A 24,471-nucleotide genomic window follows, 5' to 3' on the forward strand; every position below is an offset into this window, starting at 1 on the left:
TTTTATGAAAGTCAAACATGTTCTCCTGATAGATGACAACGATATAGATAATTATGTAAATAATCATATTATCACTAAAAGTAAAATTGCAGAAAAGATTACGGTTAAAAAATCTGCAATAGCGGCGTTGGAATATTTAAAAAGTATAGAAGAAAATACGATAGAATTTCCGGGTTTAATTTTTTTAGATATTTCGATGCCTATCATGGATGGATTCGGATTTCTGGAAGAAATAATCAAGTTTCCTCAAACAATTGAAAAACAATGCGCTGTGGTTATGCTTAGTTCGTCAGATAACCCTAACGATATTAAAAGAGCAATGAATTTTGAAGTAGTTATGGATTTTTTTACCAAACCATTGCGAATTGAAATGATTGAAAAATTAATTGAGAAAGGAAATTTATAAAACACAGTATTCTAAATTCTAAGTTTTCTTTTGTCAATATCATTTTTGATAACTTTGGCTGTTAGCCCTTTTAAAATAGGGTGATATATGCTATATTAGCAAAAAATCCACAAAATTTAATGTCAGATCAAAGTAAATACACCGAAGATAATATTCGGTCGCTGGACTGGAAAGAGCATATTCGTATGCGTCCCGGTATGTACATCGGGAAATTAGGTGATGGTTCTTCACCTGATGACGGTATCTATATTTTATTAAAAGAAGTACTCGATAACTGTATCGATGAGTTTGTAATGGGCTCAGGGAAAACTATTGAAGTGACTATCAAAGATAAAACCGTAGCAGTACGTGATTACGGTCGTGGAATTCCTTTAGGGAAAGTGGTTGATGTGGTTTCTAAAATGAATACCGGAGGTAAATACGACTCGCTGGCATTTAAGAAATCAGTTGGTTTGAATGGGGTTGGTACCAAGGCAGTGAATGCTTTGTCTAATTATTTCCGTGTAGAATCGGTGAGAGAAGACAAACAAAAAGCAGCTGAATTTTCAGCCGGAAATTTGGTTTTGGAAGAAGATATTATTGAAACTACCAAACGTAAAGGAACCAAAGTAACCTTCACTCCTGACGAAGCTATTTTTAAAAACTACAAATTCCGTAACGAATATGTAGTGAAAATGCTTAAAAATTATTGTTACTTAAATACAGGTTTGACAATAATTTATAATGGAGAAAAATTCTTTTCAGATTACGGATTAAAAGATTTATTAAACGAAAATATTGCCGAAGAAGATAAGGTTTACGATATCATTCACTTAAAAGGAGATGATATCGAAATTGCAATGACGCATAGTAAATCCCAATACAGTGAGGAATACCATTCATTTGTAAACGGACAAAATACGACTCAGGGGGGAACACACTTGGTTGCTTTTCGTGAGGCAATTGTAAAAACGGTCAGAGAGTTTTACAATAAAGGTTTTGAACCTTCTGATATTCGTAAATCGATTGTTGGAGCGGTGAGTATTAAGGTGATGGAACCTGTTTTTGAATCGCAAACCAAAACTAAATTAGGTTCTACCGAAGTAGGTTCTGAACCGGGGATGCCGTCAGTGCGAACTTTTGTCAATGATTTTGTCAAAAATAATTTAGACAATTATTTGCATAAAAATCCGGAAACTGCCGATTTATTATTGCGCAAAATTTTACAGGCTGAAAGAGAACGTAAAGAACTTTCAGGTATTCGAAAATTAGCCAAAGACAGAGCGAAGAAAGCGAGTTTGCACAATAAAAAGCTGCGTGATTGCCGCGTGCATTTACCCGATATTAAAAATCCACGATATTTAGAAAGTACACTGTTTATTACCGAGGGAGATTCGGCTTCGGGTTCGATTACTAAGTCGCGCGATGTGAATACACAGGCGGTATTTAGTTTGCGTGGTAAACCGTTGAATTCGTATGGTATGAGCAAGAAAATTGTTTATGAAAATGAGGAATTCAACTTGTTGCAGGCAGCTTTGGATATCGAAGACGATATGGAAAACCTGCGTTACAATAACATTGTTATCGCTACCGATGCCGATGTCGATGGAATGCACATTCGATTATTGCTGATTACCTTTTTCCTGCAATTTTTTCCGGAATTAATCAAAGAAGGGCATTTGTATATTTTGCAAACACCTTTGTTTAGGGTTCGAAATAAAAAAGAAACGATTTATTGCTATTCGGAAGAAGAACGAAAAGCAGCTATCGAGAAATTAAAACCTAAACCTGAAATCACCCGATTCAAGGGATTGGGAGAGATTTCGCCAAATGAATTTCAGTTTTTTATTGGTGAAGATATTCGATTGGATCCTGTTATGATGGACAAACATACTTCGGTAGAGCAATTATTATCTTTTTATATGGGTAAAAATACGCCGGACCGACAAGAGTTTATCATCAAGAACCTGAAGGTGGAGTTGGATACCATTGAAGAAGCTTAATTTTAAAAATAATTAAGTATGGAGAATCAGGATATTCGTTGGAAACAGAGGTTTGAACATTTTGTAAATGCGTTTAAGCAATTAAAAAATGCTAAGCAGCTTAAAGAAGAAAGGGATTTTACCGAATTAGAACTTCAAGGAGTAATTCAGGCATTTGAGGTTTCTCAGGAATTGTCTTGGAAAGTAATGAAAGATTTTCTGGAAGAGCAAGGAAAAACAGACTTGTTTGGTAGTAAAAATGCAGTGAAAGAAGCTTTTAATGTAGGACTTATTTCTAAAGGAGATATTTGGTTAGACATGATTAAAAGTAGAAATCTAACTTCTTATATTTATGATGAAAAAGAGGTTTTGGCCATTTTAGAAATTATTTTGAATGATTATTTTCCTGTTTTCATCGATTTTGAAAATAAAATGAAAAGCCTTTTATAATGTTTGGAATTTATCCTAAAAGCTATCAGGAAATTTTGGTAATTTTTGAAGATTGCCTTTCGATTGATGAGGTAGTAATTTATGGTTCCAGAGCTAAGGGGAATTATAGAGAAGGTTCAGATATTGATATTACTTTAAAAGGAGATGTGACAAAAGAAGATTTAAACAAATTATGGCACAAATTAGATGATAGTTTTATCCCTTATAAATTTGACATATCCATTTATAAGGATTTAAAATCTCAAAGTTTAATAGAGCATATTGAAAGAGTTGGTAAAACTTTTTATAAAAGAAAAAACTGAAATAAATTCAGCATAAATGAAAGACGAAGAAGACGATAACATCATTCCAAACAACGAAGAAAATAATTCAGAAGAGAATCCTATTGATGAAAATCAGGATGGGGAAGAGGCTGATGAAATTATTGACGCAGATGCCAAGCAGTTTGAAGGTGAGCATTTTTATGATCATAACGAAGAAGATGCCAATGATACCATTACCAAAGTTACCGGTATGTACAAAGACTGGTTTTTGGATTATGCTTCTTATGTAATTTTAGAGCGTGCCGTTCCTGCCATTGAGGACGGATTTAAGCCCGTTCAACGCCGTATTATGCACTCTTTGAAAGAGTTGGATGATGGTCGTTATAATAAAGTCGCCAATGTTGTAGGTCACACTATGCAGTATCACCCGCACGGAGATGCCAGTATTGCTGATGCGATGGTGCAGATAGGTCAAAAAGATTTATTGATTGATTGTCAGGGAAACTGGGGGAATATTTTAACCGGAGACGGAGCTGCGGCTTCCCGTTATATTGAAGCACGTTTGTCAAAATTTGCTTTAGAGGTTTTGTATTCTCCAAAAATCACCGATTGGGGTGTTTCTTATGATGGACGTCGTGCTGAACCCAATAATCTTCCGGTAAAGTTTCCATTGCTTTTAGCACAGGGAGCAGAGGGGATTGCGGTAGGTTTATCAACAAAAGTTTTACCGCATAATTTTAATGAATTAATCGATGCTTCTATTAAAATATTAAAAGGAAAGCCGTTTACGCTGTATCCGGATTTTATGACGGCAGGTATTGCCGATGTGTCTAATTATAATGACGGAATGCGTGGCGGGCGTGTGCGTGTGCGTGCTAAAATTGCCCAGATTGACAAAAATACTCTGGCAATTACTCAAATTCCGTTTTCGACCAATACTTCGACTTTGATTGACAGTATTTTGAAAGCCAATGATAAAGGCAAAATCAAAATCAAAAAAATTGAAGACAATACCGCCGCCGATGTTGAAATTTTAATTCATCTTTATCCGGGAGTTTCTCCTGATAAAACGATTGATGCACTGTTTGCTTTTACAGCTTGTGAAACTTCTGTAGCGCCTTTAGGCTGTGTGATTGAAGACAATAAACCTTTGTTTATTGGGGTTTCGGCAATGTTGAAAATTTCGACCAACAGAACAGTCGATTTACTTCGTCAGGAATTAGAGATTCATTTAGAGGAATTAAAAAACAAATGGCATTTTTCGACCTTAGAAAAAATCTTCATTCGTGAAGAAATGTACATTGATTTCAAATTGTATCATGACAAAGAATCTTTGTTCCAATACATGTACGATCGATTTGAGCCTTTCAAAAAATCCTTTGTCAGAGAAATCAATGACGATGATTTACAGCGATTGACTCAAATTCCAATGATTCGTATTACCCGTTTTGATTCGGATAAGGCCGATGAATTTATCGCTAAGTTAGAAGCCGAAATGAAAGAGGTAGAATATAATTTAGAGCATATTGTTGATTTTGCCATTACTTATTTTACCAAGCTAAAAGAGAAATATGGTAAAGGACGCGAGCGTCAAACTGAGTTGCGTATTTTTGATGATATTGAAGCAACAAAAGTTGTGTTACGCAATACGAAATTATATGTTGACAGAGCAGAAGGTTTTGTGGGAACCAGTTTGAAAAAAGACGAATATGTAACGGATTGCTCTGATATTGATGATGTAATTGTTTTTCTTCGTGACGGAAGTATGATGGTGACCAAAGTGGATGCTAAAACTTTTGTGGGGAAAGACATTATTCATGTAACTGTTTTTGACAAAAGTGATAAACGCACCATTTATAACATGGTATATCGCGACGGAAAATCTGGGCCGTCTTATATTAAACGATTTAATGTTTCCGGGGTTACCAGAGATAAATTGTACGATTTGACTAATGGAACTAAAGGCTCGCAAGTCTTGTATTTTACTTGTAATCCAAATGGAGAAGCTGAGGTAATTACAATTCTTTTGCGTCAAATAAGCAGTATTAAGAAATTAAAATTCGATTTGGATTTTGCTAAATTGGCGATTAAAGGTCGTGCTTCTAAAGGTAATTTAGTAACTAAATACCCAATTAAGAAAATCGAAATTAAAGAAAAAGGAATTTCTACTTTATTGCCAAGAAAAATTTGGTACGATGATACTGTACAACGCTTGAATGTTGATGCCAGAGGAGAATTGTTAGGCGAATTCAGACCGAGTGATAAAATTTTGATTATTCAGCAATCCGGAAAACTAAAAGTAATCATTCCTGAGTTATCTACTCACTTTGACGAAGATATGATTGTTTTGGAAAAATGGATTCCTAAAAAACCTATTTCGGCCATTTATTACGATGGGGAAAAAGAGCGTTACTATCTGAAACGATTTTTAGTAGAGAATGAAGGTAAAGAAGAAAGTTTTATTACGGAACATCCTAATTCGCAACTGGAATTGGTTTCTACCGATTATCGTCCTGTGGTGGAATTGGTTTTTCCTAAAATTAAAGGAGTTCAAAAAGAATCAATAACCGTTGATGTGGAGAGTTTTATTGCCGTAAAAGGATTTAAAGCACTAGGAAATCAATTGACTACTGATAAATTAAAACAGGTGAATGCTTTAGAATCGCTCCCTTATGAAGAGCCTGAAGAAATTATAGCACAATCACTGGAAGTAAGAGGAGAACTGAATGCCGATGACAGTGAAATTCAACTGGAAGACGACGGACAAATAACCTTATCTTTAGATTAGAAAAAAAAAGCGAATCAGAAAAATTGATTCGCTTTTTTTGTGTTTTTTAGATAGCTGTTACAATCGCAACAAAATCATCTGCTTTTAAAGCAGCTCCACCAATAAGACCTCCGTCAACGTCTGGTTTTCCAAAAATTTCTTTAGCATTATCCGGTTTTACTGAACCTCCGTAAAGAATAGTTACATTTTCAGCAATTTCTTTTCCGTAAGCTTTAAGAACTGTTTCTCTGATGAATTCGTGCATTTCCTGTGCTTGCTCAGGAGAAGCAGTTTCACCGGTTCCAATAGCCCAAACTGGTTCGTAAGCTAAAACAACTTTATCCCATGATTTAGCATCAATTTGGAATAATCCGTCTCTTAATTGGTTTTCTACAATGTTGAAATGTTGGTTTGACTGACGGTCTTTTAATTCTTCACCAAAGCAAAAAATAACAGTCATATCATGTTTTAAAGCCGTATTTACTTTATCAGCGATTAGAGCATCAGTTTCATGAAAGATAGCTCTACGCTCAGAGTGTCCAAGGATTACAGTGTTTACACCAACTCCTGTCAACATATCAGCAGAGATTTCTCCTGTAAATGCACCACTTTCGGTTTGGTGTACGTTTTGTGCAGCAACACTAATGTTAGTTCCTTTTAGTTGGTTTACTGCTGCAGCTAAGTTTACAAATGTAGGTGCAACAATTACTTGTGCTGTAGTATTTGCAGGTACTTTTGCAATTAATTCACTTAATAATTCGCTGGTTTGTGCTGCGTTTTTGTGCATTTTCCAGTTTCCTGCTACAATCTTTTTTCTCATTTTAGTAGTGTTATATTTGAATTTTATTTTTTGTTATTGTTTTTCTAATTGATTTAAAACAGTATTGATTTGTCCAAAATCAGTTTCTACAGCCCGGTATAAAGCAATTTTTCCTGTTTTGTCGATAATGATATATCTTGGAATCCAGTTTACATCAATCGCTTTAGCAAAAACACCTCCCATTTGGTCATTAGCCATATAATGTGATCCTTTTAATTGGTGTTTTTCAATTCCCGCTTTCCATTTATCTGTGGTTTTATCCATCGAGATAAATACATAAGCTGTTTCGGGATGTGCAGCTTGTAATTCTTTTATTTTAGGCATTGCTTTCACACAATCGCCACACCAGGAAGCCCAGATTTCGATTACTATGTTCTTTCCTTTATTTTTAGATAAAATAGTTTCAAAAGCCACCTGATTATTACTGATATCTAACAAAGTTTCAGATAAAGCTTCTTTAGAAAATGCCGTTTTTTGAGCATTGGATTTAGTACAGGAAATAGTAACTAAAAGAAGTAAAAAAGCGATAAATTTTTCTGTTTTTTTCATTGTAACAAAGTTAAAATAAACAATTTGATTGCTGTTTACAGTTGATGTTTTTTTGGATAAACTGATTAAAATTAACAAATACAGCATTGAGAGTTATAAAAATACAAATGAAAACGTAATAGTAAACCCGATTTGTTTTTGATGTCCAAAAATAATTTGAAGAAAATCTTTAAATAAGCCTGTTTTAGCTGCTTTTTTAGCCTTTTTTAAACATAAAAAAAGCTCATAAATACAATTTTTAGTCTTTATGAGCTCTTTTTTTAGAATTTTAAGTCTTGTATATCGTTATAATGAACTTTTTGTTTTACTGTTCCTTTTTCTAAAATTACAATACTTGGATTAGCTCTTTCTATTGTTTTTAAAGTAGTGGCATCGCAGCTGTAAAAGTCAAAATTCAAATGGTATTTTTTCTGTGCTTTTTCGATTTCTTCAACAGATGAATTGGTCATCCCGATTACTTTGTATCCTTTTGAAACAGCGTCTTGATTTAATTTTTGCAATTTTAGCATTCCCTTTTCTTCGGATAAAGCAAGATCATAAGTTACAATCATTAGTAATTTAGGTTCTAATAATAATTCGTCTTTATAGTCAGACCCGTCTTTTGTCATCGTAAAATCATGAATAGGAGGAACAAAACCTTCGCTGATTACTTTGTCTTTTCGATCAACAAATTCAGCTCCTTCGGGGATATTTGCTAAATCTTTTTCTGAAAATTCTTTTTCTACACCTTTTACTTTGTATATGAACTTCATTTCTACAACAGGCATCTGGGCTCCTTCGGGAATTTCCATTCCTTTCTGAATATTGATTCCTACTTTATAAGGACGAAAATCAATTATTGGTAAATGATTTAAAACGGTGTATGCCATAATGATACAGCCTGCTAAACCAAGAAAAACAAGGGCATTTTGAAAACTGTTATTGAAAAATAAAGGTTTTACAAGTTTGCTGTTTGCAAATAAAATAAGGATAAAAAACAATAAAACCACATCTTTCGTAAACGATTCCCAAGGGGTAAGATGCAGGGCATCTCCAAAACAACCACAGTCTTTTACCACATTATAATAAGCTGAATAAAAAGTTAGGAAAGTAAAAAATACAATCATTAATAATAGGCTCCAAATAGTAAACTTGGTTTTGTAACCAATAAGAAGCATAATTCCTAAAAGGACTTCTACAATTACTAAGAATAAAGCCAGATACAAACTAAAAGGAGCTAAAAAAGGCAGGTTGAAAACAGGCTCGCTAAAATATTCTGCCAGTTTGTATGAAAAGCCTACAGGGTCATTTAGCTTGATTAGACCGGAAATGATAAATAAAATTCCAACAAAAACTCTTGAAAACTGAGTAATAAAATTTTTCATAATGCTATTTATTTCTTATCGGCAAATCCCATTAAAATTAAGGCAAAAACAGAGTAATTAATCATGTCCTGATAATTGGCATCAATTCCTTCCGAAACAATGGTTTTACCTTTGTTGTCTTCAATTTGTTTTACGCGAAGTAGTTTTTGCAAAATCAAATCTGTCAAAGAACTCACCCGCATATCACGCCAGGCTTCTCCATAATCATGGTTTTTGGCTTCCATTAAGTCTTTAGTCAACTGCACTTTGGCATCATATAATTTGGTTGCTTTTTCCACATTCAAATCAGGTTGATCGACAACGCCTAATTCCAGCTGAATTAAAGCCATTATTGAATAATTAATGATTCCGATGAACTCTCCTGATTCGTCTTCATCTATTTTTCGAACTTCGTTTTCCTGTAAACTGCGAATTCTTTGTGCTTTAATGAAAATTTGATCGGTTAAAGAGGGTAATCGTAAAATGCGCCAGGCACTACCGTAATCCTGCATTTTATTTGTGAATAAAGAACGGCAAATTGCAATTACCTTATCGTATTCCTGAGAAGTATTCTTCATTATTGATGTATATTTGTCTAAAAATTTTCTCAAAAATAGGGAAAAGGTTTCAACTTTAAAACAAAGATTAAAAAATGACTATTAACTGTAAAGGACAGCTGATTGATTTGTCACAACCCAAAGTAATGGGGATTTTAAATATAACACCTAATTCCTTTTTTGATGGCGGAAGGTATTCGGGTGATGCAGCAATTTTAACTAAAGTCGGAAAAATGCTGGATGAAGGAGCTACTTTTATAGATGTTGGCGCTTATTCGAGTAAACCCGGTGCCGAATTTGTATCAGCAGAAGAAGAACTCAATCGTATTGTTCCTGTTATACAATTATTAGTGAAACATTTTCCCGGAATTATAATTTCAATTGATACTTTCAGGAGTGAAGTTGCAAGGGCCTGTATCGAAAACGGAGCGGCTATTATCAATGATATTTCGGCAGGAAATCTCGATGTTAAAATGCTGGATGTTATAGCTAAATATAATGTTCCTTACATTATGATGCACATGAAAGGTACGCCGGAAACCATGCAATCGATGACAGAATATGAAGATATTGTGAAAGAAGTTTTGTTGTTTTTTTCAGAAAAAGTAAGCCAGGCCAGAAGTTTAGGAATTAATGATTTGATAATTGATCCGGGTTTTGGATTTGCTAAAACTATTGAGCAAAATTTTGAGGTAATGCAAAAACTGGAATTGTTTCATAATTTAGAATTGCCACTTTTAGTTGGGATTTCCAGAAAATCGATGATTCATAAATCGCTTGCTATTAGCGCTGATGACGCATTAAACGGAACTACTTTTTTAAATACAATTGCTTTGACAAAAGAGGCTCATATTTTGAGAGTACATGATGTTAAAGAAGCTGTAGAATGTGTAAAATTATACGAGAAATTGAATTCTTAAAAAGATGAAATACATTAGTCTGATACTAGTTTTATTATTAATTTCCTGTGGAAATAAAGAAGATATTTTACTACCTAAAGCAAATACAACGATAATTAATAATGTTGCGGATCATTCGCCAATTTATATTTTTTTCAGAATAAAAGACAAAGATACTTTGGCAGAAGTGAATAGAAAAAACAGCATTATTACAACCAATTGGATTTTTAATATCGATAAGCGTTTGCCGTTGAAATTAGTGATTCCCGAAGTAATGAAGTTGCAGGATAAAAAACGCAAAGAAAAAGCACATAAAAACGAGAAAGCAGAGAATTATTATTCCTATGCGGATTCCATAGGGAAAAATATGGCTTTTATTCCTTTTACAAAAGTGTATTATATTGTAGGAAAACCCAAAAAAGATGACTTTGTTATTTATTTTAAAAAAAATACCGACTTGGTTTCGTTAAACGGTAAATATGTCAAAAAATCAGATTTGTTACAGGAATTTTTCAGTATTCAGTTTATACTAAAACCACGTATTGTAATCCAATTTGACAAAAACATGTCTTATGAAGAATATATTCAAAACAAGATTTTAGTTCGAAAATTTGATTTATACAAAACCAATCCAATTTCGCCAAAAGAATTCATTTTCTAAAAATCTAATGATTTAGGAAACAATTAATTTATTAAAAAAAAAGACTTTCTTCTAATAGGGAAAGTCTTTTTCTGTTTTTTAGATTCAACGAGGAGAATTAATATCCACCACCGCTTCCTCCTCCGCCGCTTCCTCCACCTGGATTTGTGGTTATAAGTTGTCCTCTAATTTCTCCTCCCGGGAATGCTGCGGTGTGTAAATTTACGTAATAGAGATTAGCCATTAAATCAGCTTCCTGTTCAGCGCTTAAAGTCATACTTGTATAATTCATAGGTGAAGTTAAATCGCTAATAGGAAATATTACGCCACCATCAACACCTATAGCTCCTTTATGAATATGAGCATCTGTAAGTGTTATACCTGAAAAATTGACTGTTAATGTGAAAATTTTGCTTGTTTTGTTATAAAGAAGTACTGCTGTTCCGGTTGCAGTGGATGTATTGCCGGGTACTTCACTTGAACCGTTTAAAGTAGCATTAAATGTTACAATAACCGGGGTTGGATCAGAATCATTACCATTATCGCTATCACATGAAATTAATCCTGATAGAATGATAAAAATAGCTAAAAATAAAATTGAACGTTTCATGATCAAATGTTTAAAGTTCGAAAAGGAACATCTTCTTGAAAAGGGAGGTGATTTTATAATGATTGATAATTATAAATTAAACCTTGAAATCGATCCTTATAAAGTTAAGCATTTTATCTAAAAAAGACTGCTAAAGAAAGTTTAAAACAACAGTAAGTTGTTGGTTGTTAGTTGTTTTTAGACTATTGATGGTGGTAGGGTTCATTTCTTAAAATTGTAAAACCACGATACAATTGTTCGATAAAAAATAAACGAACCATTTGGTGTGAAAAAGTCATTAGCGAAAGCGAAATTTTTCCTTGTGCTTTGGCATAAACCGTATCCGAAAAACCATAAGGCCCACCAATTACAAAAACCAAAGTTTTAATTCCTGAGTTCATTTTCTTTTGTAATTCTTCCGAAAATGCTACACTGGAAAAGTTTTTTCCGTTTTCATCTAATAAAATAAGCTGATCTGTGGAACTGATTTTCGATAAAATCAATTCACCTTCTTTTTCTTTTTGCTGACTTTCGGATAAGTTTTTTACATTCTTAATATCCGGAATAATTTCCAAATCAAATTTGATGTAAAAAGACAAACGTTTGGTATAATCGTCAATTAAAGTTTGAAGCGATTTATTATCGGTTTTGCCTATGGCGATGAGTTTGATGTTCATTTAAAAGGATGATTTTTCGAAGTGACAAAGATATTAAACTAGCTTTAGATTATTAGATAGTTTAAAAAATGAAAAGCTAATGCTTAAAGAATAGTATTTTTGTAAAAACATTTTTCATGGATTCATTTACCCAAATTCTTTTAGGAATCGCTACAGCCGAATTATGTGCAGGCAAAAAACTGCAACGTAAAACCTTTGTGTACGGAGCAATTTTGGGAACATTACCCGATTTGGATGTTGTAGTAGCTCAGTTCATGAATCCTGTTGATGGAGTAGCGATTCATCGGGGAATAAGTCATTCGGTATTATTGTTTTTATTGCTCTCGCCATTTTTAGGCTGGATAATTACTAAAATTGAGCGGGGAAAAATTAATTTTTATTTGGCTACTAAGATGGTATTTTGGTGTTTACTCACACATGTATTTTTGGATATTTTTACATCCTGGGGAACACAAATTTTCTGGCCGCTACCGGATAGAGTTGCCTTGAAAACTATTTTTGTAATTGATCCTTTATATACCATTCCGTTACTAATTTCTTTGATTTTTGCCTGGAGAAAAAAAGATGATTTCCATTCGAGAAGAAAATCTGTTCTTATTGGTATTTATCTGAGTTCGTTTTATCTTTTAATAACTTGTAGTTTAAAATTGTACGCCCTAAAGCAATTTGATGAAGCACTTAAAACACAAAATATTACTTATGATGATTTAATTGTAAAACCAACAGCTTTCAATTGTATTTTGTGGAATGCGAATGTTGCTACTAAAGAGGCCTATTTTTTAGCTGATTATTCTTTGTTTGACACACAATCGATCACTTTTAAGAAGTATCCAAAAAATAATGAATTGGAATACCAACTTCAGGGAAATGCTGATTTTGAAAAATTAAAAGAAATAAGCGAAGGCTGGTTTATTGTTACCAAAAACGAAGATCAGTTTTATTTTAATGATTTACGATTTGGTTTATTAACGTCCGATTCGAAAAAAACACAATTTGCTTTTAGTTATGTTTTTAAGGAAGAAAACGGAATTTTAAAAGCACATGAAGTTCCTAAAGAAAAAAGAGATGGAATGGCGTTAATGAAAAATATTTTTAATCGTATAAAAGGAAATTAAATCATAAAAAACTCAGATTTTATCTGAGTTTTTTATGATTATAAATTGTTTTCGATTTAGGTTCTGAAACCACAAGTGCATTTATATTTATGTTTAAAAAACATTTAGGAAAAACACCTTCAAACTATATTTTAGAGAATAATAATTAATTATTTCGGGTTATTGGTGGTAATAACAAAAACGATCAAAACTTCGTCAGTAGTATTAATCAGCGAATGAAAACCTTCGCGACTCATAGCGGTAATGCTTCCTTTTTTGAGTGTTTTTTTTCTGATGATGCCGTCTTTTTTTGTCATTTCGGTATATTCGCCTTCGCCGTGCATCACGATATAAAGTTCTTCTTCATGGCGGGTACCGTGGGTGTGAAATCCGGCTTCGTCACCTTTATTGAAGAAAACCATATAAGCGCCAATGCGGTTATTGGTCAATTCGCCTTCGTCAAACATTTGTAGCAAATAAACAATTCCGTTTCCGCCATACATAGGGTCGCGTTTATCGACTTTTACAACAGTTCTTTCGGGTTTGTTGAAAGGTGTAACGCTAAGATCAATGTATTGGGATACTAGTTCGATTATTTTATCGTTTTCATTTTCGGGAGTTATGGAAGGCATTTGGATTGAATTAGATATTGATTTTGTTCAAATATAGTATTTAAATCTTTGACAGAATTAGCTTCAGAATAAATTTGAGGGAAACAGAAACAAATTTTAGAATCCACAAAATATGTCCTACTTTAGCAGGATAAAAATTTCGAGTAAAAATGATTAGCGAAGCACAATTTCAAAACGAATTAGAATTATTAATTGCCAATGCCATCAGAGAAGATGTAGGTGATGGAGATCACAGTTCGCTGGCTTGTATTCCGGCGTCTGCACAAGGTAAAGCGAAGCTTTTGGTGAAAGACGAAGGTATTATTGCAGGTGTTGCATTTGCGAAAATGATTTTCAATTATGTGGATGCTGATTTAGAAATTGAAACGTTTATAGAAGACGGAAGTCCGGTAAAATTTGGCGATGTTGTGTTTCATGTTTCGGGAAGTTCTCAGTCGATTTTAAAAGCGGAGCGTATGGTCTTGAATTCGATGCAACGTATGTCAGCCATTGCGACCAAAACCAATTCTTATGTGCAATTGCTTGAAGGTACAAATACTAAAATTTTAGATACCCGTAAAACGACTCCTGGTTTTCGTGTTGCTGAAAAATGGGCAGTAAAATTAGGAGGAGGAGAGAATCATCGTTTTGCGTTGTATGATATGGTAATGCTCAAAGACAATCACATCGATTTTGCCGGCGGAATAACATTGGCTATAGCCAAAACCAAAGCTTATTTAAAAGAAACCAATCGGGATTTGAAAATTATTGTAGAAGCCAGAGATTTGAATGAAGTAAAAGAAATTGTGGCTGCAGGCGGTGTTTTTAGAATTTTACTGGATAATTTTGATTACGAAATGACTAAAGAAGCAGTTGCTTTTATTGGAGATAAATGTCAAACGGAATCGTCGGGAAATATTAATGAAGACACCATTCGTCATTATGCTGAATGTGGGGTTGATTATATTTCTTCGGGTGCTTTGACGCATTCTATTTACAATATGGATTTGAGTTTAAAGGCAATTGAATAATTTTTCTTCGGTAAAAAGATACTATTAATGTCAGTAGAAATAGAAATAAAACTTCAGAAAATCCCTCTATTACGCAATTTTGTTCGTTGGGCAAAAACGGTAAAACTCAATTGGCTCAGCGGATTGTCCTTGTATGATTTGTTAGAATTGTACATTATAGGGATAACTGAAGCGGCACTCTCAAACCGTGCAGGATCTATTGCGTTTAGTTTTTTTATGGCTTTATTTCCGTTCGCTCTTTTTATTCTGAATTTGATTCCTTTTATTCCTATTGAAGGGTTTCAGGATGATTTTTTAGAATTTGTTGCCGATGGTGTTCCGCCCAATACTTTTTATGCTATTAAAAATATTATTAATGATATTCTTCATAATAGTCATTCGGGATTAGTTTCTTCGGGATTTTTATTGTCTGTTTTTTTGATGGCCAATGGTTTGAATGCTATTTTGGGAGGTTTTGAAAACTCGAAACACGTTTTAGTGAAAAGAGGTTTTTTTCATCAATATTTTGTCTCTATTGGTTTGTCGTTGTTTTTAGCTCTGTTGTTGATCGTTACTGTAGCAACTATCGTTGTTTTTGAGGTTTTTATCCAAAAACTAAATGCAACTGATTTTTTAAGTGATAAAATTCCGTTGATGGTCATGGGGCGTTATGCTTTTTTGATTTTAATGATTTTGATAACAACATCTGTTCTTTTTAAATTTGGAACTAAAAATCAGGAAACCCGCTCTTTTATATCGATAGGTTCTGTGTTTACTACTGTTTTAACTATTATAAGTTCCTATTTTTTTGGAGTATGGGTTATCCGTTTTTCAAAATACAACGAATTGTATGGTTCTATTGGAACTTTGTTGATTGTGATGTTTTATATTTGGATTAACTGCATGATTTTATTACTTGGATTTGAATTGAATGAGGTAATTAATAAGCTGAAGAAACGAAAAGGAGGGCATTTAGAGTAAAATCAAAAAAAAAATATCAGGATTTAGTAGTCACAAGAATAAGTTGTAATAAATGTATTTTGTTGAAGTAATTTTACCGTTGGCGCTTGCCAAAACCTTTACTTATAGTATTTCTGAAGCAGAATACCATTATATTCAAAAAGGGATGCGGCTGGCTGTTCCTTTTGGGAAAAGCAAAATTTATACAGCTTTGGCAATTGATTTGCATCAAAATCAACCTACTTTATACGAAGCGAAAGAAATTCATCAAATTCTGGATGAAAAACCAATAGTTACCGAAAATCAAATTAAACATTGGCAATGGATAGCATCTTATTATATGTGTGCTATTGGCGATGTTTATCGGGGAGCTTTACCGAGTGCTTTGTTGCTGGAAAGTGAAACTTTAATTTCGCAAAAAACAGATGTTTTTGTGGATGAAAGTCAGCTTTCGGATGATGAATTTTTGGTTTATCAGGCTTTGCAACAGCAATCTTCTTTGAAAGTACAGGATATTATTGGGATTTTGAATAAAAAGAATATTTTTCCTGTAATTCAAAAACTGATTGATAAAAATATCCTGGTTTTACAGGAAGAAATCCAGGAAATTTATAAGCCTAAATTGGTGCGATACATTCGCCTGCATTCTAAATATGAATCGAGTGAAGGCTTGAATGATTTGTTGGAAGTTTTAAAAAATGCCAACAAACAAAAAGAAATTGTCCTGACTTATTTTCAATTAAGTGCTGCTGAGAAGAAAAAACCAATTTCGGTTAAGAAATTAGTCGAAACTTCCAATGTTACTTCTGCGGTTGTAAAAGCTTTAATTGACAAAGAAATTTTTGAAGAATATTATATTCAGGAAGATCGCGTGAATTTTACAGGAGTATCCAATGATAGTCAGTTACAATTAAGCCAAGCACAGCAAAAAGCTTTTGAAGAAATTAAAATAAGTCTTCTGGAAAAAGAGGTTTGTCTTTTGCATGGCGTGACTTCGAGCGGAAAAACGGAGATTTACATTAAGCTTATTGAGGATTATTTGGCAACCGAAAAACAAATTTTGTATTTGTTGCCCGAAATTGCTCTGACCACTCAATTGGTAACAAGGTTACAGGCGCATTTTGGAAATAAAGTGGCTGTTTTTCATTCGAAATATAATAATAATGAACGGGTTGAAGTATGGAATCAGGTGTTGCAAAATTCGGAGAAAGCACAAATTGTAATAGGAGCGAGGTCGGCTTTGTTTTTACCGTTTTCAAATTTGGGTTTTATTATTGTTGATGAAGAACATGAGCAGACTTTTAAGCAAACAGATCCTGCGCCAAGGTATCACGCCCGTGATGCTGCGATAGTGTTGGCTAATTTTTTCAAAGCTAAAGTTTTGTTGGGTTCGGCTACGCCAAGTATTGAATCCTATTATAATGCAACTATTGCCAAGTATGGTTTGGTTGAAATTAAGGCACGTTACGGAAATGTAATGATGCCTGAGATAGAATTGGTTGATTTGAAAGATAAGTATTTCCGAAAAAAAATGACCGGACATTTTAGTGATGTCCTGATTGAGGGAATTACAACTGCTTTATCTTTAGAAGAACAGGTCATTTTGTTTCAAAATAGGAGAGGATATTCTCCTTTGTTGGAATGTATGACTTGTGGTCATGTGCCGCAATGCCAGCAATGTGATGTGAGCTTGACTTATCATAAACATAAAAATCAGCTGCGATGTCATTACTGTGGTTATTCGATTGCTAAGCCTACTAATTGTCACAGTTGTTCCAGTATTGATTTGTTGACTAAGGGTTTTGGAACAGAGCAAATTCAGCAGGAATTAGTACAGTTGTTCCCGGAGCGAAAAATTGGAAGAATGGATCAGGATACGACTCGTGGAAAATTTGGTTTCGAAAAAATTATCGATAGTTTTAAAAACCGAGAGATCGATATTATGGTAGGAACACAAATGCTTGCCAAAGGTTTGGATTTTGACAATGTGAGTTTGGTGGGGATTATGAATGCTGATAATTTGTTGTTTCATCCTGATTTTAGAGCTTTCGAAAGAAGTTTTCAAACTATGACTCAGGTTGCTGGGCGTTCAGGTCGTTCGGAAAAACAGGGAAAAGTTATTATTCAAACCTATAATCCGTATCATAATACGATTCAGCAGGTAACTAATAATGATTATTTCGGAATGTATCAGGAGCAGTTGTATGACAGGAAAATTTATAAGTACCCTCCTTATTTCAGGATTATAAAACTCACCTTAAAACACCGTGAATTTGAAAAATTAAAAGAAGGATCCTTGTGGTTGTATCAGGTCTTGAGTCAGCATTTGGGTATTCCGGTGCTTGGGCCTGAGGAGCCGGCTGTTAACCGAATAAGGAATGAATACATTAGAACAATTATGATAAAAATCCCTCAGGATTCCTCAGTTATAGGTACAAAAAAAACTATTCAAAAAATATTGAATAGTTTTGATGCTGTTCCACAATACAGAGCTATCAAAGTAGCGCTAAATGTAGATTTTTATTGAAAGTAGTTTTTAGACAACCGAAAGTGCTTTTATTAAGTCTTCTTTTTTATTCCTGCTCAAAGGAATTTTAGTTGTACCAATTTCGGCAAATTTGCTATTGAAACGTTCTACCTTATCAATATTAATAATATAGGATTTGTGAACACGTACAAATTTCTTTTTCGATAAATCGTTTTCAAAAGATTTCATGGTTGAAAGCACCAGGTTGCTATCATCTTCAGTAACTACTCTTACGTAATCACCAAAGGCTTCAATCCATTTAATTTTTGAAGTGTAAATTTTTAATTTTTTCAAATTACTTTTGATGAAGATGTGTTCTCCTTCTTCTTCTTTAGTGTCTTGTTTGAGTAAATGCAAGTCCATTGCTCTTTTGACAGAAGCACTAAAACGATCTACAGCTATAGGTTTTTGCAGATAATCAGTGGCATCATAATCAAAAGCTTTCAGAGCATACTCTGCTTTTGAGGTAATAAATATAATTTGGGGTTTGTTTTTTAATCCGTCCAGAAAATCAAAGCCGCTAATTACGGGCATTTCAATATCCAGGAAAATTAAATCAACCGAATGCACAGACATGCAACTTTTGGCTTCAATTGCATTCGAAAAATCACCTACTAAATGTAGATTAGGGTGATTATTTACTAACTTTGCGATGATCATTCGTTGGATCGAACTGTCATCTACTACGACACAATTAAGTTTCATATTTTTGTGTTTTTAAGATTTGGATACGTAAAAGTATTGTACTTTTTCTATAAAAACTAATTTTAATCGGTTTTTTTTGCAATACAACGAATAAAGTTGTTTTGTGTTTTTTTATTCAAATATTTTTTTTACTTTTGCAGCCAATTTTAACAAATTAAATGAAATTTTATGAATCACTATGAAACTGTTTTCATTTTAAATCCCGTTTTATCTGACGTTCAGGTAAAGGAAACAGTAAGCAAATTTGAAGATTTTCTTACTAGCAGAGGAGCAGAAATGGTAGCTAAAGAGGATTGGGGTCTGAAAAAAATGGCTTACGAAATCCAAAACAAAAAATCTGGTTTTTACCATTTATTCGAATTCAAAGTATCAGGAGAAGTTCTTTTGGCATTTGAAACTGAATTTAGACGTGACGAAAGAGTTATGCGTTTCTTAACTGTAAGTCTTGACAAACATGCTATCTCTTGGGCTGAAAGAAGAAGAGCAAAACTTAAATCTCAAAAAGCTTAATTATCATGGCAACATTACAACAATCTGCTTCAGGAAAAAAAGACGGAGATATCAGATATCTTACTCCTTTAAATATTGAGACTAACAAAACTAAAAAATATTGTCGTTTCAAAAAATCTGGAATCAAATACATCGATTATAAAGATGCTGATTTCTTATTGAAATTTGTTAACGAGCAAGGTAAAATTTTACCTCGTCGTTTAACAGGTACTTCATTGAAATACCAAAGAAAAGTGTCTGTAGCTGTAAAAAGAGCTCGTCACTTAGCTTTAATGCCATACGTGGCCGATTTATTAAAATAATTAAAAATTAACAGTTGTTGTTCCGATACTGTCGGGACTAACTTCTATAACAAAGGACATCAACATGGAATTGATTTTAAAGAAAGACGTTCAAAACTTAGGTTTTAAAGATGATATCGTAACTGTAAAAAACGGATACGGTCGTAACTACTTAATCCCACAAGGATTTGCTCAATTGGCTACTGCTTCTGCAAAGAAAGTATTGGCTGAAAACCTAAAACAAAGAGCGCACAAAGAAGCTAAAATTGTTGCTGATGCTAAAGCGTTGGCTGAAACATTAAAAGCTCTTGAAATTAAAATTTCTGCTAAAGCAGGTGGTGAAAAATTATTTGGTTCAATCACAAATATTGACATCGTTGGAGCTTTAGAAAAAGCAGGTCAATCAATCGACAGAAAATTCATTACTTCTGGAATCGTTAAACGTACTGGAAAATATTCAGCTACTGTAAGATTACACAGAGATGTAATTGTTGAATTAGCTTATGAAATCGTTGCTGAAAAAGCTTAATTTCTAAGTATATAAAAATAAAATCCCGATGCAAGTCGGGATTTTTTTGTTTGATGTCATTGTGATTCCGAAACTTCGGGAGAAGCAATCTCATCTTTTTTTTAATTTTTAATAATTTGGAACGGTATTGCTTTGTTCCTAGTAATGATATGAAATATTCGAGATTAACAAAAGAGCAGTTTGAGGAATTGCATCCGGAGTTTGTAAACTTTCTGGCTACTCAGTCTATTGATAAAGCGGAGTGGGATAAAATAAAAGCAGAAAAACCGGAAGTAGCCGAACAGGAATTGGATGTTTTTTCTGATTTGATATGGGAAGGTGTTTTGTCTAAAGCAGAATATTTAGAGCATTTTTCTAAAAATCATATTTTTCTTTTTCAGGCTTTTGATACCCATGTGCAGTCTATTGTTTTGAAATCATTAGTGGCTGATGTTGACTTTTTGACAAAAGAAGGTTTGCAATGGCTTAGTGATAACATGTTTACGGAAACCATCGAAATGAAAGTAGGGAAAAAAGTGTTTACCGAAGAGCGAAATGCTTCAATTTTTGCATTAATTCAACAAGGTGCTTTTTTGAGTGATGGGCAATTATTTAAACAAATAAATTCGATTATTGAGTCGTAATTTGAAATAATAAAAGCTGTTATTTCTTTTAAATTGGTTATTTTAGTAGGCTGTTTACGGCAACTAAAATGACCAATTTTTTTATATGGATGTTCTAAATACGATTCAAAAATTAAGAGAAGAACTCAATCTTCATAATTACAATTATTATGTGTTGGATAATCCGACGATATCTGATTATGAGTTTGATATAAAATTAAAAGAACTTCAGGATTTGGAAAATAAACATCCTGAATTTTTCGATCCTAATTCGCCAACGCAAAGAGTAGGTGGTACAATCACTAAAAATTTCCAAACCGTTCCGCATACACATCGTATGTATTCTTTGGATAATTCGTATTCTAAAGAAGATTTACAGGATTGGGAAACTAGAATTCAAAAAGTTTTAGGAAATGTTGATTTGCAATATACCTGCGAATTGAAATATGATGGCGCATCGATTAGTATTACGTATGAAAACGGAAAATTACTTCGTGCGGTAACGCGCGGTGATGGTTTTCAGGGTGATGATGTAACCAATAATATTAAGACCATCAGGTCGATTCCGTTACAATTAAAAGGAGATAATTATCCTGATAAATTTGATATTCGCGGTGAAATTATTCTGCCTTTTGCCGGATTTGAAAAAATGAATCAGGAGTTGATTGAAATTGGGGAAACGCCATATTCTAATCCCCGAAATACAGCTTCAGGTAGTTTGAAATTACAGGATAGTTCAGAGGTGGCTAAGCGTCCTTTGGAATGTTTGTTGTATTTTGTAACGGGAGAAAAACTATCGTTTACCTCTCAGTTTGATGGTTTGGAGTCAGCTCGAAAATGGGGTTTTAAAGTACCAAAAGAAGCAAAATTAACTAATAGCTTACAAGAGGTTTTTGAGTTTATTGATTATTGGGATGTGCATCGTCATGATTTGCCTTATGAAACCGATGGGGTAGTGGTGAAGGTAAATAGTATTCAGTATCAGGAGGAATTAGGATATACGGCAAAATCGCCGCGTTGGGCAATAGCTTATAAATTCAAGTCGGAACAAGTAGCTACGAGATTGGAATCGATTTCTTATCAGGTAGGAAGAACGGGGGCAATCACGCCTGTGGCTAATTTAGAGCCGGTACAATTGGCGGGAACCATTGTAAAAAGGGCTTCTTTGCATAATGCTGACCAAATTGAGAAATTGGATATTCGAATTGATGATACTGTTTTTGTTGAAAAAGGAGGGGAGATTATTCCTAAAATTATTGCAGTTGATCTGACTAAGCGACCGGAAAATTCAGTTCCTACAGTTTATATCAGTCATTGTCCCGAATGTCAAACAGAATTGGTTCGAAACGAAGGAGAGGCTAATCATTATTGCCCAAATTTTTATGGCTGTCCACCGCAGATTATTGGTCGAATTCAGCATTTTATTTCCCGAAAAGCAATGGATATAGAAGGTTTAGGAGGGGAAACGGTGGCTTTGTTGTATAATAATCATTTGGTTCAAAATTATGCCGATTTGTACGAACTGACAGTTGAGCAAATTTTACCTTTAGAGCGAATGGCTCAAAAATCGGCGGAGAATTTAGTTAATGGTGTTAAAAAATCTACAGCTATTCCGTTTGAAAGTGTGTTGTATGCTTTGGGAATTCGTTATGTTGGCGAAACTGTAGCTAAAAAACTGGCAAAACATTATAAAAATATAGAGGCGCTAAGTCGGGCTACTTTGGTGGATTTAGTTTTGGTAGATGAAATTGGAGAACGTATTGCTCAAAGTGTAGTTGATTTTTTCGAAAACGAAGAAAACAAAATTATTATCAATCGTTTAAAAGAGTATGGAGTTCAGTTAGAAATTGTAGAAAAAGTAAATCTGAATGCTACAAATATTCTGGAAGGTAAAATCTTTGTGGTTTCCGGAGTTTTTACTCAATTTTCAAGAGACGAACTTAAAAATGCTATTGAAGATAATGGCGGAAAAGTAGGTAGTTCAATATCTTCTAAAACGGATTTTGTGGTAGCCGGAGATAATATGGGGCCTGCTAAATTAGAAAAAGCCAATAAGTTGAATATTCCAATTATCTCCGAAACGGATTTTATGCAAATGTTGACTGTAAATTAACGGGAATAGTTTGGAGATAAATTTGATTATAATTTCAGAATAAGTGTTAAGAATTTAACAAAAAGTTTCAAATCGTCATTATACTTTTTTAGATTTGCCACCTTTAGTCTGACTTAATTAATTAATTTTGTTTACTAATAAAGACAAGTTATGTTTTTAAATTACTTAAAAGAGTTTTTTGTAAAGAAATTATTAGAAAACAGTTTGCTCGATGTTAAGGCAGGCACTTTTAATGGTAAGATAGAAACAGTAGGATTAATTATTGACGAAAGTTATTTTAATCAGACACAGCAGTTGATTAGCGAATTAGCAGCAAACGGAATTGTAAAGGAAAGAATTGAATTATTGCTTTATAAAAGTAAATCGAAAGAGAATTTGACTTCTTTGGTTACAAAATTAGAATCAGGGCATTTGAATTGGAAAGCTCAGATTAAAAATCAGGTAGTAAATGATTTTTTGGCTAAAGATTTTGATTTATTGATAAGTTATTATGATGTTGATAAAGCTGTTTTGCTGGTTGCAACGCATGAATCAAAAGCTAAATTTAAAGTTGGTTTTTCAACAATAGACAAACGATTCAATAATTTGATGATTAATACTAATTCAGAAAATTACAAAATCTTTGTTCAGGAATTATTCAGGTATTTAAAAATATTAAACAAAAAATAGAATCTAAAAACATGCAATCATTAATAGGAACTGGTGTTGCTCTTGTAACTCCTTTCAAAGAAGATTTTTCAATTGATACTGAAGCATTAAAAAGAATTGTAAATTTTTCTGTAGATGGAGGAATTGAATACCTGGTTATTTTAGGGACAACTGCAGAAAACGCAACGCTAAGCAATGACGAAAAAGAATTAGTAATTCAAACTGTTATTGAAGCTAATAATGGTCGTTTGCCGTTAGTTTTAGGAGTAGGTGGAAATAATACTATGAAAGTGGTTGAGGAATTAAAAACAAGAGATTTGTCTCCTTATGTTGCGATTCTTTCTGTTTCTCCATATTATAACAAACCTTCTCAAGAAGGAATTTACCAGCATTTTAAAGCTGTATCAGAAGCTTCTCCAATACCTGTGATTATTTACAATGTTCCTGGCAGAACTTCGAGTAATATGTTACCAAAAACGGTTTTGCGCTTAGCAAATGATTTTGAAAACATTGTAGCGATTAAAGAAGCAGCTGGCGATATTGTTCAGGCAATGCAATTGTTGAAAGACAAACCAAAAGATTTCCATGTGATTTCAGGAGATGATATGACAGCGCTGGCAACTGTATTGGCAGGAGGTTCGGGAGTTATCTCGGTTATAGCGCAGGGCTTTCCAAAAGAATTTTCAGAAATGATTCGTTTGGGCTTGAACAGAAAAGTGGACGAAGCATTCAAATCACAATATTTATTGTTTGATTGTATTGATATGATTTTTGAACAAGGAAATCCGGCAGGTATTAAGCAGGTTTTTCAGGCTTTAGGAATAGCTGAAAATACTGTTCGACTTCCACTGGTGAGTGTAGATGAATCCTTACAACAAAGAATCGTTGAGTTTGTAAAAAAAATAGACAAATAAGTCGTTTTTACTCGATTTTTTTAAGCTAAGAAATATTTTGTAGTCG

26 protein-coding genes are annotated in these 24,471 nt (G+C 33.5%); 18 read left to right on the forward strand and 8 right to left on the reverse strand.

Annotation, left to right across the window (positions count from 1 at the left end; all coding sequences use genetic code 11):
• The first annotated feature begins 4 nt into the window (after window positions 1-4).
• From IEV84_RS04975 to IEV84_RS04995, 5 genes are all read left to right on the forward strand, one after another.
• Window positions 5-406, forward strand: a complete 402-nt coding sequence (locus IEV84_RS04975; RefSeq protein WP_188493058.1) for a response regulator — start codon at window positions 5-7, stop codon at window positions 404-406.
• A gap of 119 nt (window positions 407-525) precedes the next feature.
• Window positions 526-2,388 carry a DNA topoisomerase IV subunit B gene (locus IEV84_RS04980; protein ID WP_066330046.1) on the forward strand — a complete coding sequence of 621 codons (1,863 nt, stop codon included), beginning with the start codon at window positions 526-528 and terminating at the stop codon, window positions 2,386-2,388.
• Window positions 2,389-2,406: 18 nt separating this feature from the next.
• Window positions 2,407-2,817: a nucleotidyltransferase substrate binding protein gene (locus IEV84_RS04985; protein WP_188493060.1), complete on the forward strand. Its 411-nt coding sequence runs from the start codon at window positions 2,407-2,409 to the stop codon at window positions 2,815-2,817.
• Window positions 2,817-3,119 carry a nucleotidyltransferase family protein gene (locus IEV84_RS04990; protein ID WP_188493063.1) on the forward strand — a complete coding sequence of 101 codons (303 nt, stop codon included), beginning with the start codon at window positions 2,817-2,819 and terminating at the stop codon, window positions 3,117-3,119. The genes IEV84_RS04985 and IEV84_RS04990 overlap by 1 nt, the downstream gene beginning before the upstream one ends.
• Before the next feature lie 16 nt (window positions 3,120-3,135).
• A complete protein-coding gene (locus tag IEV84_RS04995; RefSeq protein ID WP_188493065.1) occupies window positions 3,136-5,868 on the forward strand; it encodes a DNA gyrase/topoisomerase IV subunit A in 2,733 nt (910 codons plus the stop codon).
• A gap of 46 nt (window positions 5,869-5,914) precedes the next feature.
• Here IEV84_RS04995 and tpiA read toward each other — a convergent pair whose 3' ends face one another.
• The 4 genes from tpiA to IEV84_RS05015 all read right to left on the reverse strand — a co-directional run bounded on the left by tpiA (window position 5,915) and on the right by IEV84_RS05015 (window position 9,137).
• On the reverse strand, window positions 5,915-6,667 hold the full coding sequence (gene tpiA / locus IEV84_RS05000; protein WP_188493067.1) for a triose-phosphate isomerase: 753 nt from the start codon (window positions 6,665-6,667) through the stop codon (window positions 5,915-5,917).
• Between the two features lie 33 nt (window positions 6,668-6,700).
• Entirely contained in the window at window positions 6,701-7,216 is a 516-nt protein-coding gene (locus IEV84_RS05005) for a TlpA family protein disulfide reductase (RefSeq protein ID WP_188493069.1), read from the reverse strand.
• 260 nt (window positions 7,217-7,476) lie between these two features.
• Window positions 7,477-8,580: a BT_3928 family protein gene (locus IEV84_RS05010; RefSeq protein ID WP_188493071.1), complete on the reverse strand. Its 1,104-nt coding sequence runs from the start codon at window positions 8,578-8,580 to the stop codon at window positions 7,477-7,479.
• 8 nt (window positions 8,581-8,588) lie between these two features.
• Window positions 8,589-9,137 carry a DUF1599 domain-containing protein gene (locus IEV84_RS05015; RefSeq protein WP_188493073.1) on the reverse strand — a complete coding sequence of 183 codons (549 nt, stop codon included), beginning with the start codon at window positions 9,135-9,137 and terminating at the stop codon, window positions 8,589-8,591.
• A gap of 74 nt (window positions 9,138-9,211) precedes the next feature.
• Between IEV84_RS05015 and folP the strand changes: the two genes are divergently transcribed.
• Complete coding sequence (folP, locus tag IEV84_RS05020) at window positions 9,212-10,036, forward strand: dihydropteroate synthase (RefSeq protein WP_188493074.1); 825 nt, start codon at window positions 9,212-9,214, stop codon at window positions 10,034-10,036.
• Window positions 10,037-10,040: 4 nt separating this feature from the next.
• Window positions 10,041-10,676, forward strand: coding sequence for a hypothetical protein (locus IEV84_RS05025; RefSeq protein ID WP_188493076.1), 636 nt, complete (start codon window positions 10,041-10,043; stop codon window positions 10,674-10,676).
• A 97-nt stretch (window positions 10,677-10,773) separates the two neighbouring features.
• Here IEV84_RS05025 and IEV84_RS05030 read toward each other — a convergent pair whose 3' ends face one another.
• Both IEV84_RS05030 and rlmH read right to left on the reverse strand, forming a co-directional pair.
• Window positions 10,774-11,265, reverse strand: a complete 492-nt coding sequence (locus IEV84_RS05030) for a CHRD domain-containing protein (protein ID WP_188493078.1) — start codon at window positions 11,263-11,265, stop codon at window positions 10,774-10,776.
• 182 nt (window positions 11,266-11,447) lie between these two features.
• A complete protein-coding gene (gene rlmH / locus IEV84_RS05035; RefSeq protein ID WP_188493080.1) occupies window positions 11,448-11,921 on the reverse strand; it encodes a 23S rRNA (pseudouridine(1915)-N(3))-methyltransferase RlmH in 474 nt (157 codons plus the stop codon).
• A 116-nt stretch (window positions 11,922-12,037) separates the two neighbouring features.
• Here rlmH and IEV84_RS05040 point away from each other — a divergent pair, with 116 nt between their 5' ends.
• The gene (locus IEV84_RS05040) at window positions 12,038-13,036 is read left to right on the forward strand and encodes a metal-dependent hydrolase (RefSeq protein WP_188493082.1); all 999 of its coding nucleotides are present in this window, start codon (window positions 12,038-12,040) and stop codon (window positions 13,034-13,036) included.
• A 149-nt stretch (window positions 13,037-13,185) separates the two neighbouring features.
• Here IEV84_RS05040 and IEV84_RS05045 read toward each other — a convergent pair whose 3' ends face one another.
• A complete protein-coding gene (locus IEV84_RS05045) occupies window positions 13,186-13,647 on the reverse strand; it encodes a cupin domain-containing protein (protein ID WP_188493085.1) in 462 nt (153 codons plus the stop codon).
• A 149-nt stretch (window positions 13,648-13,796) separates the two neighbouring features.
• Between IEV84_RS05045 and nadC the strand changes: the two genes are divergently transcribed.
• From nadC to priA, 3 genes are read left to right on the forward strand one after another with little or no spacing between them, the layout of a single operon-like run.
• Window positions 13,797-14,657, forward strand: coding sequence for a carboxylating nicotinate-nucleotide diphosphorylase (gene nadC / locus IEV84_RS05050; RefSeq protein ID WP_188493087.1), 861 nt, complete (start codon window positions 13,797-13,799; stop codon window positions 14,655-14,657).
• 27 nt (window positions 14,658-14,684) lie between these two features.
• Window positions 14,685-15,617 (forward strand): YihY/virulence factor BrkB family protein, encoded by a 933-nt coding sequence (locus IEV84_RS05055; protein WP_188493089.1) that lies wholly within the window; start codon window positions 14,685-14,687, stop codon window positions 15,615-15,617.
• A 52-nt stretch (window positions 15,618-15,669) separates the two neighbouring features.
• Window positions 15,670-18,123: a replication restart helicase PriA gene (gene priA, locus IEV84_RS05060; protein WP_188493091.1), complete on the forward strand. Its 2,454-nt coding sequence runs from the start codon at window positions 15,670-15,672 to the stop codon at window positions 18,121-18,123.
• A 9-nt stretch (window positions 18,124-18,132) separates the two neighbouring features.
• Here the strand turns inward: priA and IEV84_RS05065 are convergent, their stop codons facing one another.
• Window positions 18,133-18,828: a LytR/AlgR family response regulator transcription factor gene (locus tag IEV84_RS05065; RefSeq protein ID WP_188493093.1), complete on the reverse strand. Its 696-nt coding sequence runs from the start codon at window positions 18,826-18,828 to the stop codon at window positions 18,133-18,135.
• A gap of 168 nt (window positions 18,829-18,996) precedes the next feature.
• Between IEV84_RS05065 and rpsF the strand changes: the two genes are divergently transcribed.
• The 7 genes from rpsF to dapA all read left to right on the forward strand — a co-directional run bounded on the left by rpsF (window position 18,997) and on the right by dapA (window position 24,425).
• A complete protein-coding gene (rpsF, locus tag IEV84_RS05070; protein WP_071185910.1) occupies window positions 18,997-19,338 on the forward strand; it encodes a 30S ribosomal protein S6 in 342 nt (113 codons plus the stop codon).
• A 5-nt stretch (window positions 19,339-19,343) separates the two neighbouring features.
• A complete protein-coding gene (rpsR, locus tag IEV84_RS05075; protein WP_007138295.1) occupies window positions 19,344-19,640 on the forward strand; it encodes a 30S ribosomal protein S18 in 297 nt (98 codons plus the stop codon).
• 64 nt (window positions 19,641-19,704) lie between these two features.
• Window positions 19,705-20,148, forward strand: coding sequence for a 50S ribosomal protein L9 (rplI, locus tag IEV84_RS05080; protein ID WP_188493095.1), 444 nt, complete (start codon window positions 19,705-19,707; stop codon window positions 20,146-20,148).
• Between the two features lie 149 nt (window positions 20,149-20,297).
• Window positions 20,298-20,771, forward strand: coding sequence for a DUF6495 family protein (locus IEV84_RS05085; protein WP_188493097.1), 474 nt, complete (start codon window positions 20,298-20,300; stop codon window positions 20,769-20,771).
• A gap of 85 nt (window positions 20,772-20,856) precedes the next feature.
• Window positions 20,857-22,863, forward strand: a complete 2,007-nt coding sequence (gene ligA / locus IEV84_RS05090; RefSeq protein ID WP_188493099.1) for an NAD-dependent DNA ligase LigA — start codon at window positions 20,857-20,859, stop codon at window positions 22,861-22,863.
• Between the two features lie 150 nt (window positions 22,864-23,013).
• On the forward strand, window positions 23,014-23,532 hold the full coding sequence (locus IEV84_RS05095; RefSeq protein WP_188493101.1) for a DUF6913 domain-containing protein: 519 nt from the start codon (window positions 23,014-23,016) through the stop codon (window positions 23,530-23,532).
• Between the two features lie 11 nt (window positions 23,533-23,543).
• A complete protein-coding gene (dapA, locus tag IEV84_RS05100; RefSeq protein WP_188493103.1) occupies window positions 23,544-24,425 on the forward strand; it encodes a 4-hydroxy-tetrahydrodipicolinate synthase in 882 nt (293 codons plus the stop codon).
• Window positions 24,426-24,471 lie beyond the last annotated feature (46 nt).

Origin of the sequence: Flavobacterium palustre, from assembly GCF_014639535.1 — a bacterium.
Taxonomy (GTDB): domain Bacteria; phylum Bacteroidota; class Bacteroidia; order Flavobacteriales; family Flavobacteriaceae; genus Flavobacterium; species Flavobacterium palustre.

Bases quoted from the DNA above. Each gene is read 5' to 3' on its own strand.
- IEV84_RS04975 (WP_188493058.1), top strand. From the start codon at position 5: ATGAAAGTCAAACATGTTCTCCTGATAGATGACAACGATATAGATAAT.
- IEV84_RS04980 (WP_066330046.1), top strand. From the start codon at position 526: ATGTCAGATCAAAGTAAATACACCGAAGATAATATTCGGTCGCTGGAC.
- IEV84_RS04985 (WP_188493060.1), top strand. From the start codon at position 2,407: ATGGAGAATCAGGATATTCGTTGGAAACAGAGGTTTGAACATTTTGTA.
- IEV84_RS04990 (WP_188493063.1), top strand. From the start codon at position 2,817: ATGTTTGGAATTTATCCTAAAAGCTATCAGGAAATTTTGGTAATTTTT.
- IEV84_RS04995 (WP_188493065.1), top strand. From the start codon at position 3,136: ATGAAAGACGAAGAAGACGATAACATCATTCCAAACAACGAAGAAAAT.
- tpiA (WP_188493067.1), bottom strand. From the start codon at position 6,667: ATGAGAAAAAAGATTGTAGCAGGAAACTGGAAAATGCACAAAAACGCA.
- IEV84_RS05005 (WP_188493069.1), bottom strand. From the start codon at position 7,216: ATGAAAAAAACAGAAAAATTTATCGCTTTTTTACTTCTTTTAGTTACT.
- IEV84_RS05010 (WP_188493071.1), bottom strand. From the start codon at position 8,580: ATGAAAAATTTTATTACTCAGTTTTCAAGAGTTTTTGTTGGAATTTTA.
- IEV84_RS05015 (WP_188493073.1), bottom strand. From the start codon at position 9,137: ATGAAGAATACTTCTCAGGAATACGATAAGGTAATTGCAATTTGCCGT.
- folP (WP_188493074.1), top strand. From the start codon at position 9,212: ATGACTATTAACTGTAAAGGACAGCTGATTGATTTGTCACAACCCAAA.
- IEV84_RS05025 (WP_188493076.1), top strand. From the start codon at position 10,041: ATGAAATACATTAGTCTGATACTAGTTTTATTATTAATTTCCTGTGGA.
- IEV84_RS05030 (WP_188493078.1), bottom strand. From the start codon at position 11,265: ATGAAACGTTCAATTTTATTTTTAGCTATTTTTATCATTCTATCAGGA.
- rlmH (WP_188493080.1), bottom strand. From the start codon at position 11,921: ATGAACATCAAACTCATCGCCATAGGCAAAACCGATAATAAATCGCTT.
- IEV84_RS05040 (WP_188493082.1), top strand. From the start codon at position 12,038: ATGGATTCATTTACCCAAATTCTTTTAGGAATCGCTACAGCCGAATTA.
- IEV84_RS05045 (WP_188493085.1), bottom strand. From the start codon at position 13,647: ATGCCTTCCATAACTCCCGAAAATGAAAACGATAAAATAATCGAACTA.
- nadC (WP_188493087.1), top strand. From the start codon at position 13,797: ATGATTAGCGAAGCACAATTTCAAAACGAATTAGAATTATTAATTGCC.
- IEV84_RS05055 (WP_188493089.1), top strand. From the start codon at position 14,685: ATGTCAGTAGAAATAGAAATAAAACTTCAGAAAATCCCTCTATTACGC.
- priA (WP_188493091.1), top strand. From the start codon at position 15,670: ATGTATTTTGTTGAAGTAATTTTACCGTTGGCGCTTGCCAAAACCTTT.
- IEV84_RS05065 (WP_188493093.1), bottom strand. From the start codon at position 18,828: ATGAAACTTAATTGTGTCGTAGTAGATGACAGTTCGATCCAACGAATG.
- rpsF (WP_071185910.1), top strand. From the start codon at position 18,997: ATGAATCACTATGAAACTGTTTTCATTTTAAATCCCGTTTTATCTGAC.
- rpsR (WP_007138295.1), top strand. From the start codon at position 19,344: ATGGCAACATTACAACAATCTGCTTCAGGAAAAAAAGACGGAGATATC.
- rplI (WP_188493095.1), top strand. From the start codon at position 19,705: ATGGAATTGATTTTAAAGAAAGACGTTCAAAACTTAGGTTTTAAAGAT.
- IEV84_RS05085 (WP_188493097.1), top strand. From the start codon at position 20,298: ATGAAATATTCGAGATTAACAAAAGAGCAGTTTGAGGAATTGCATCCG.
- ligA (WP_188493099.1), top strand. From the start codon at position 20,857: ATGGATGTTCTAAATACGATTCAAAAATTAAGAGAAGAACTCAATCTT.
- IEV84_RS05095 (WP_188493101.1), top strand. From the start codon at position 23,014: ATGTTTTTAAATTACTTAAAAGAGTTTTTTGTAAAGAAATTATTAGAA.
- dapA (WP_188493103.1), top strand. From the start codon at position 23,544: ATGCAATCATTAATAGGAACTGGTGTTGCTCTTGTAACTCCTTTCAAA.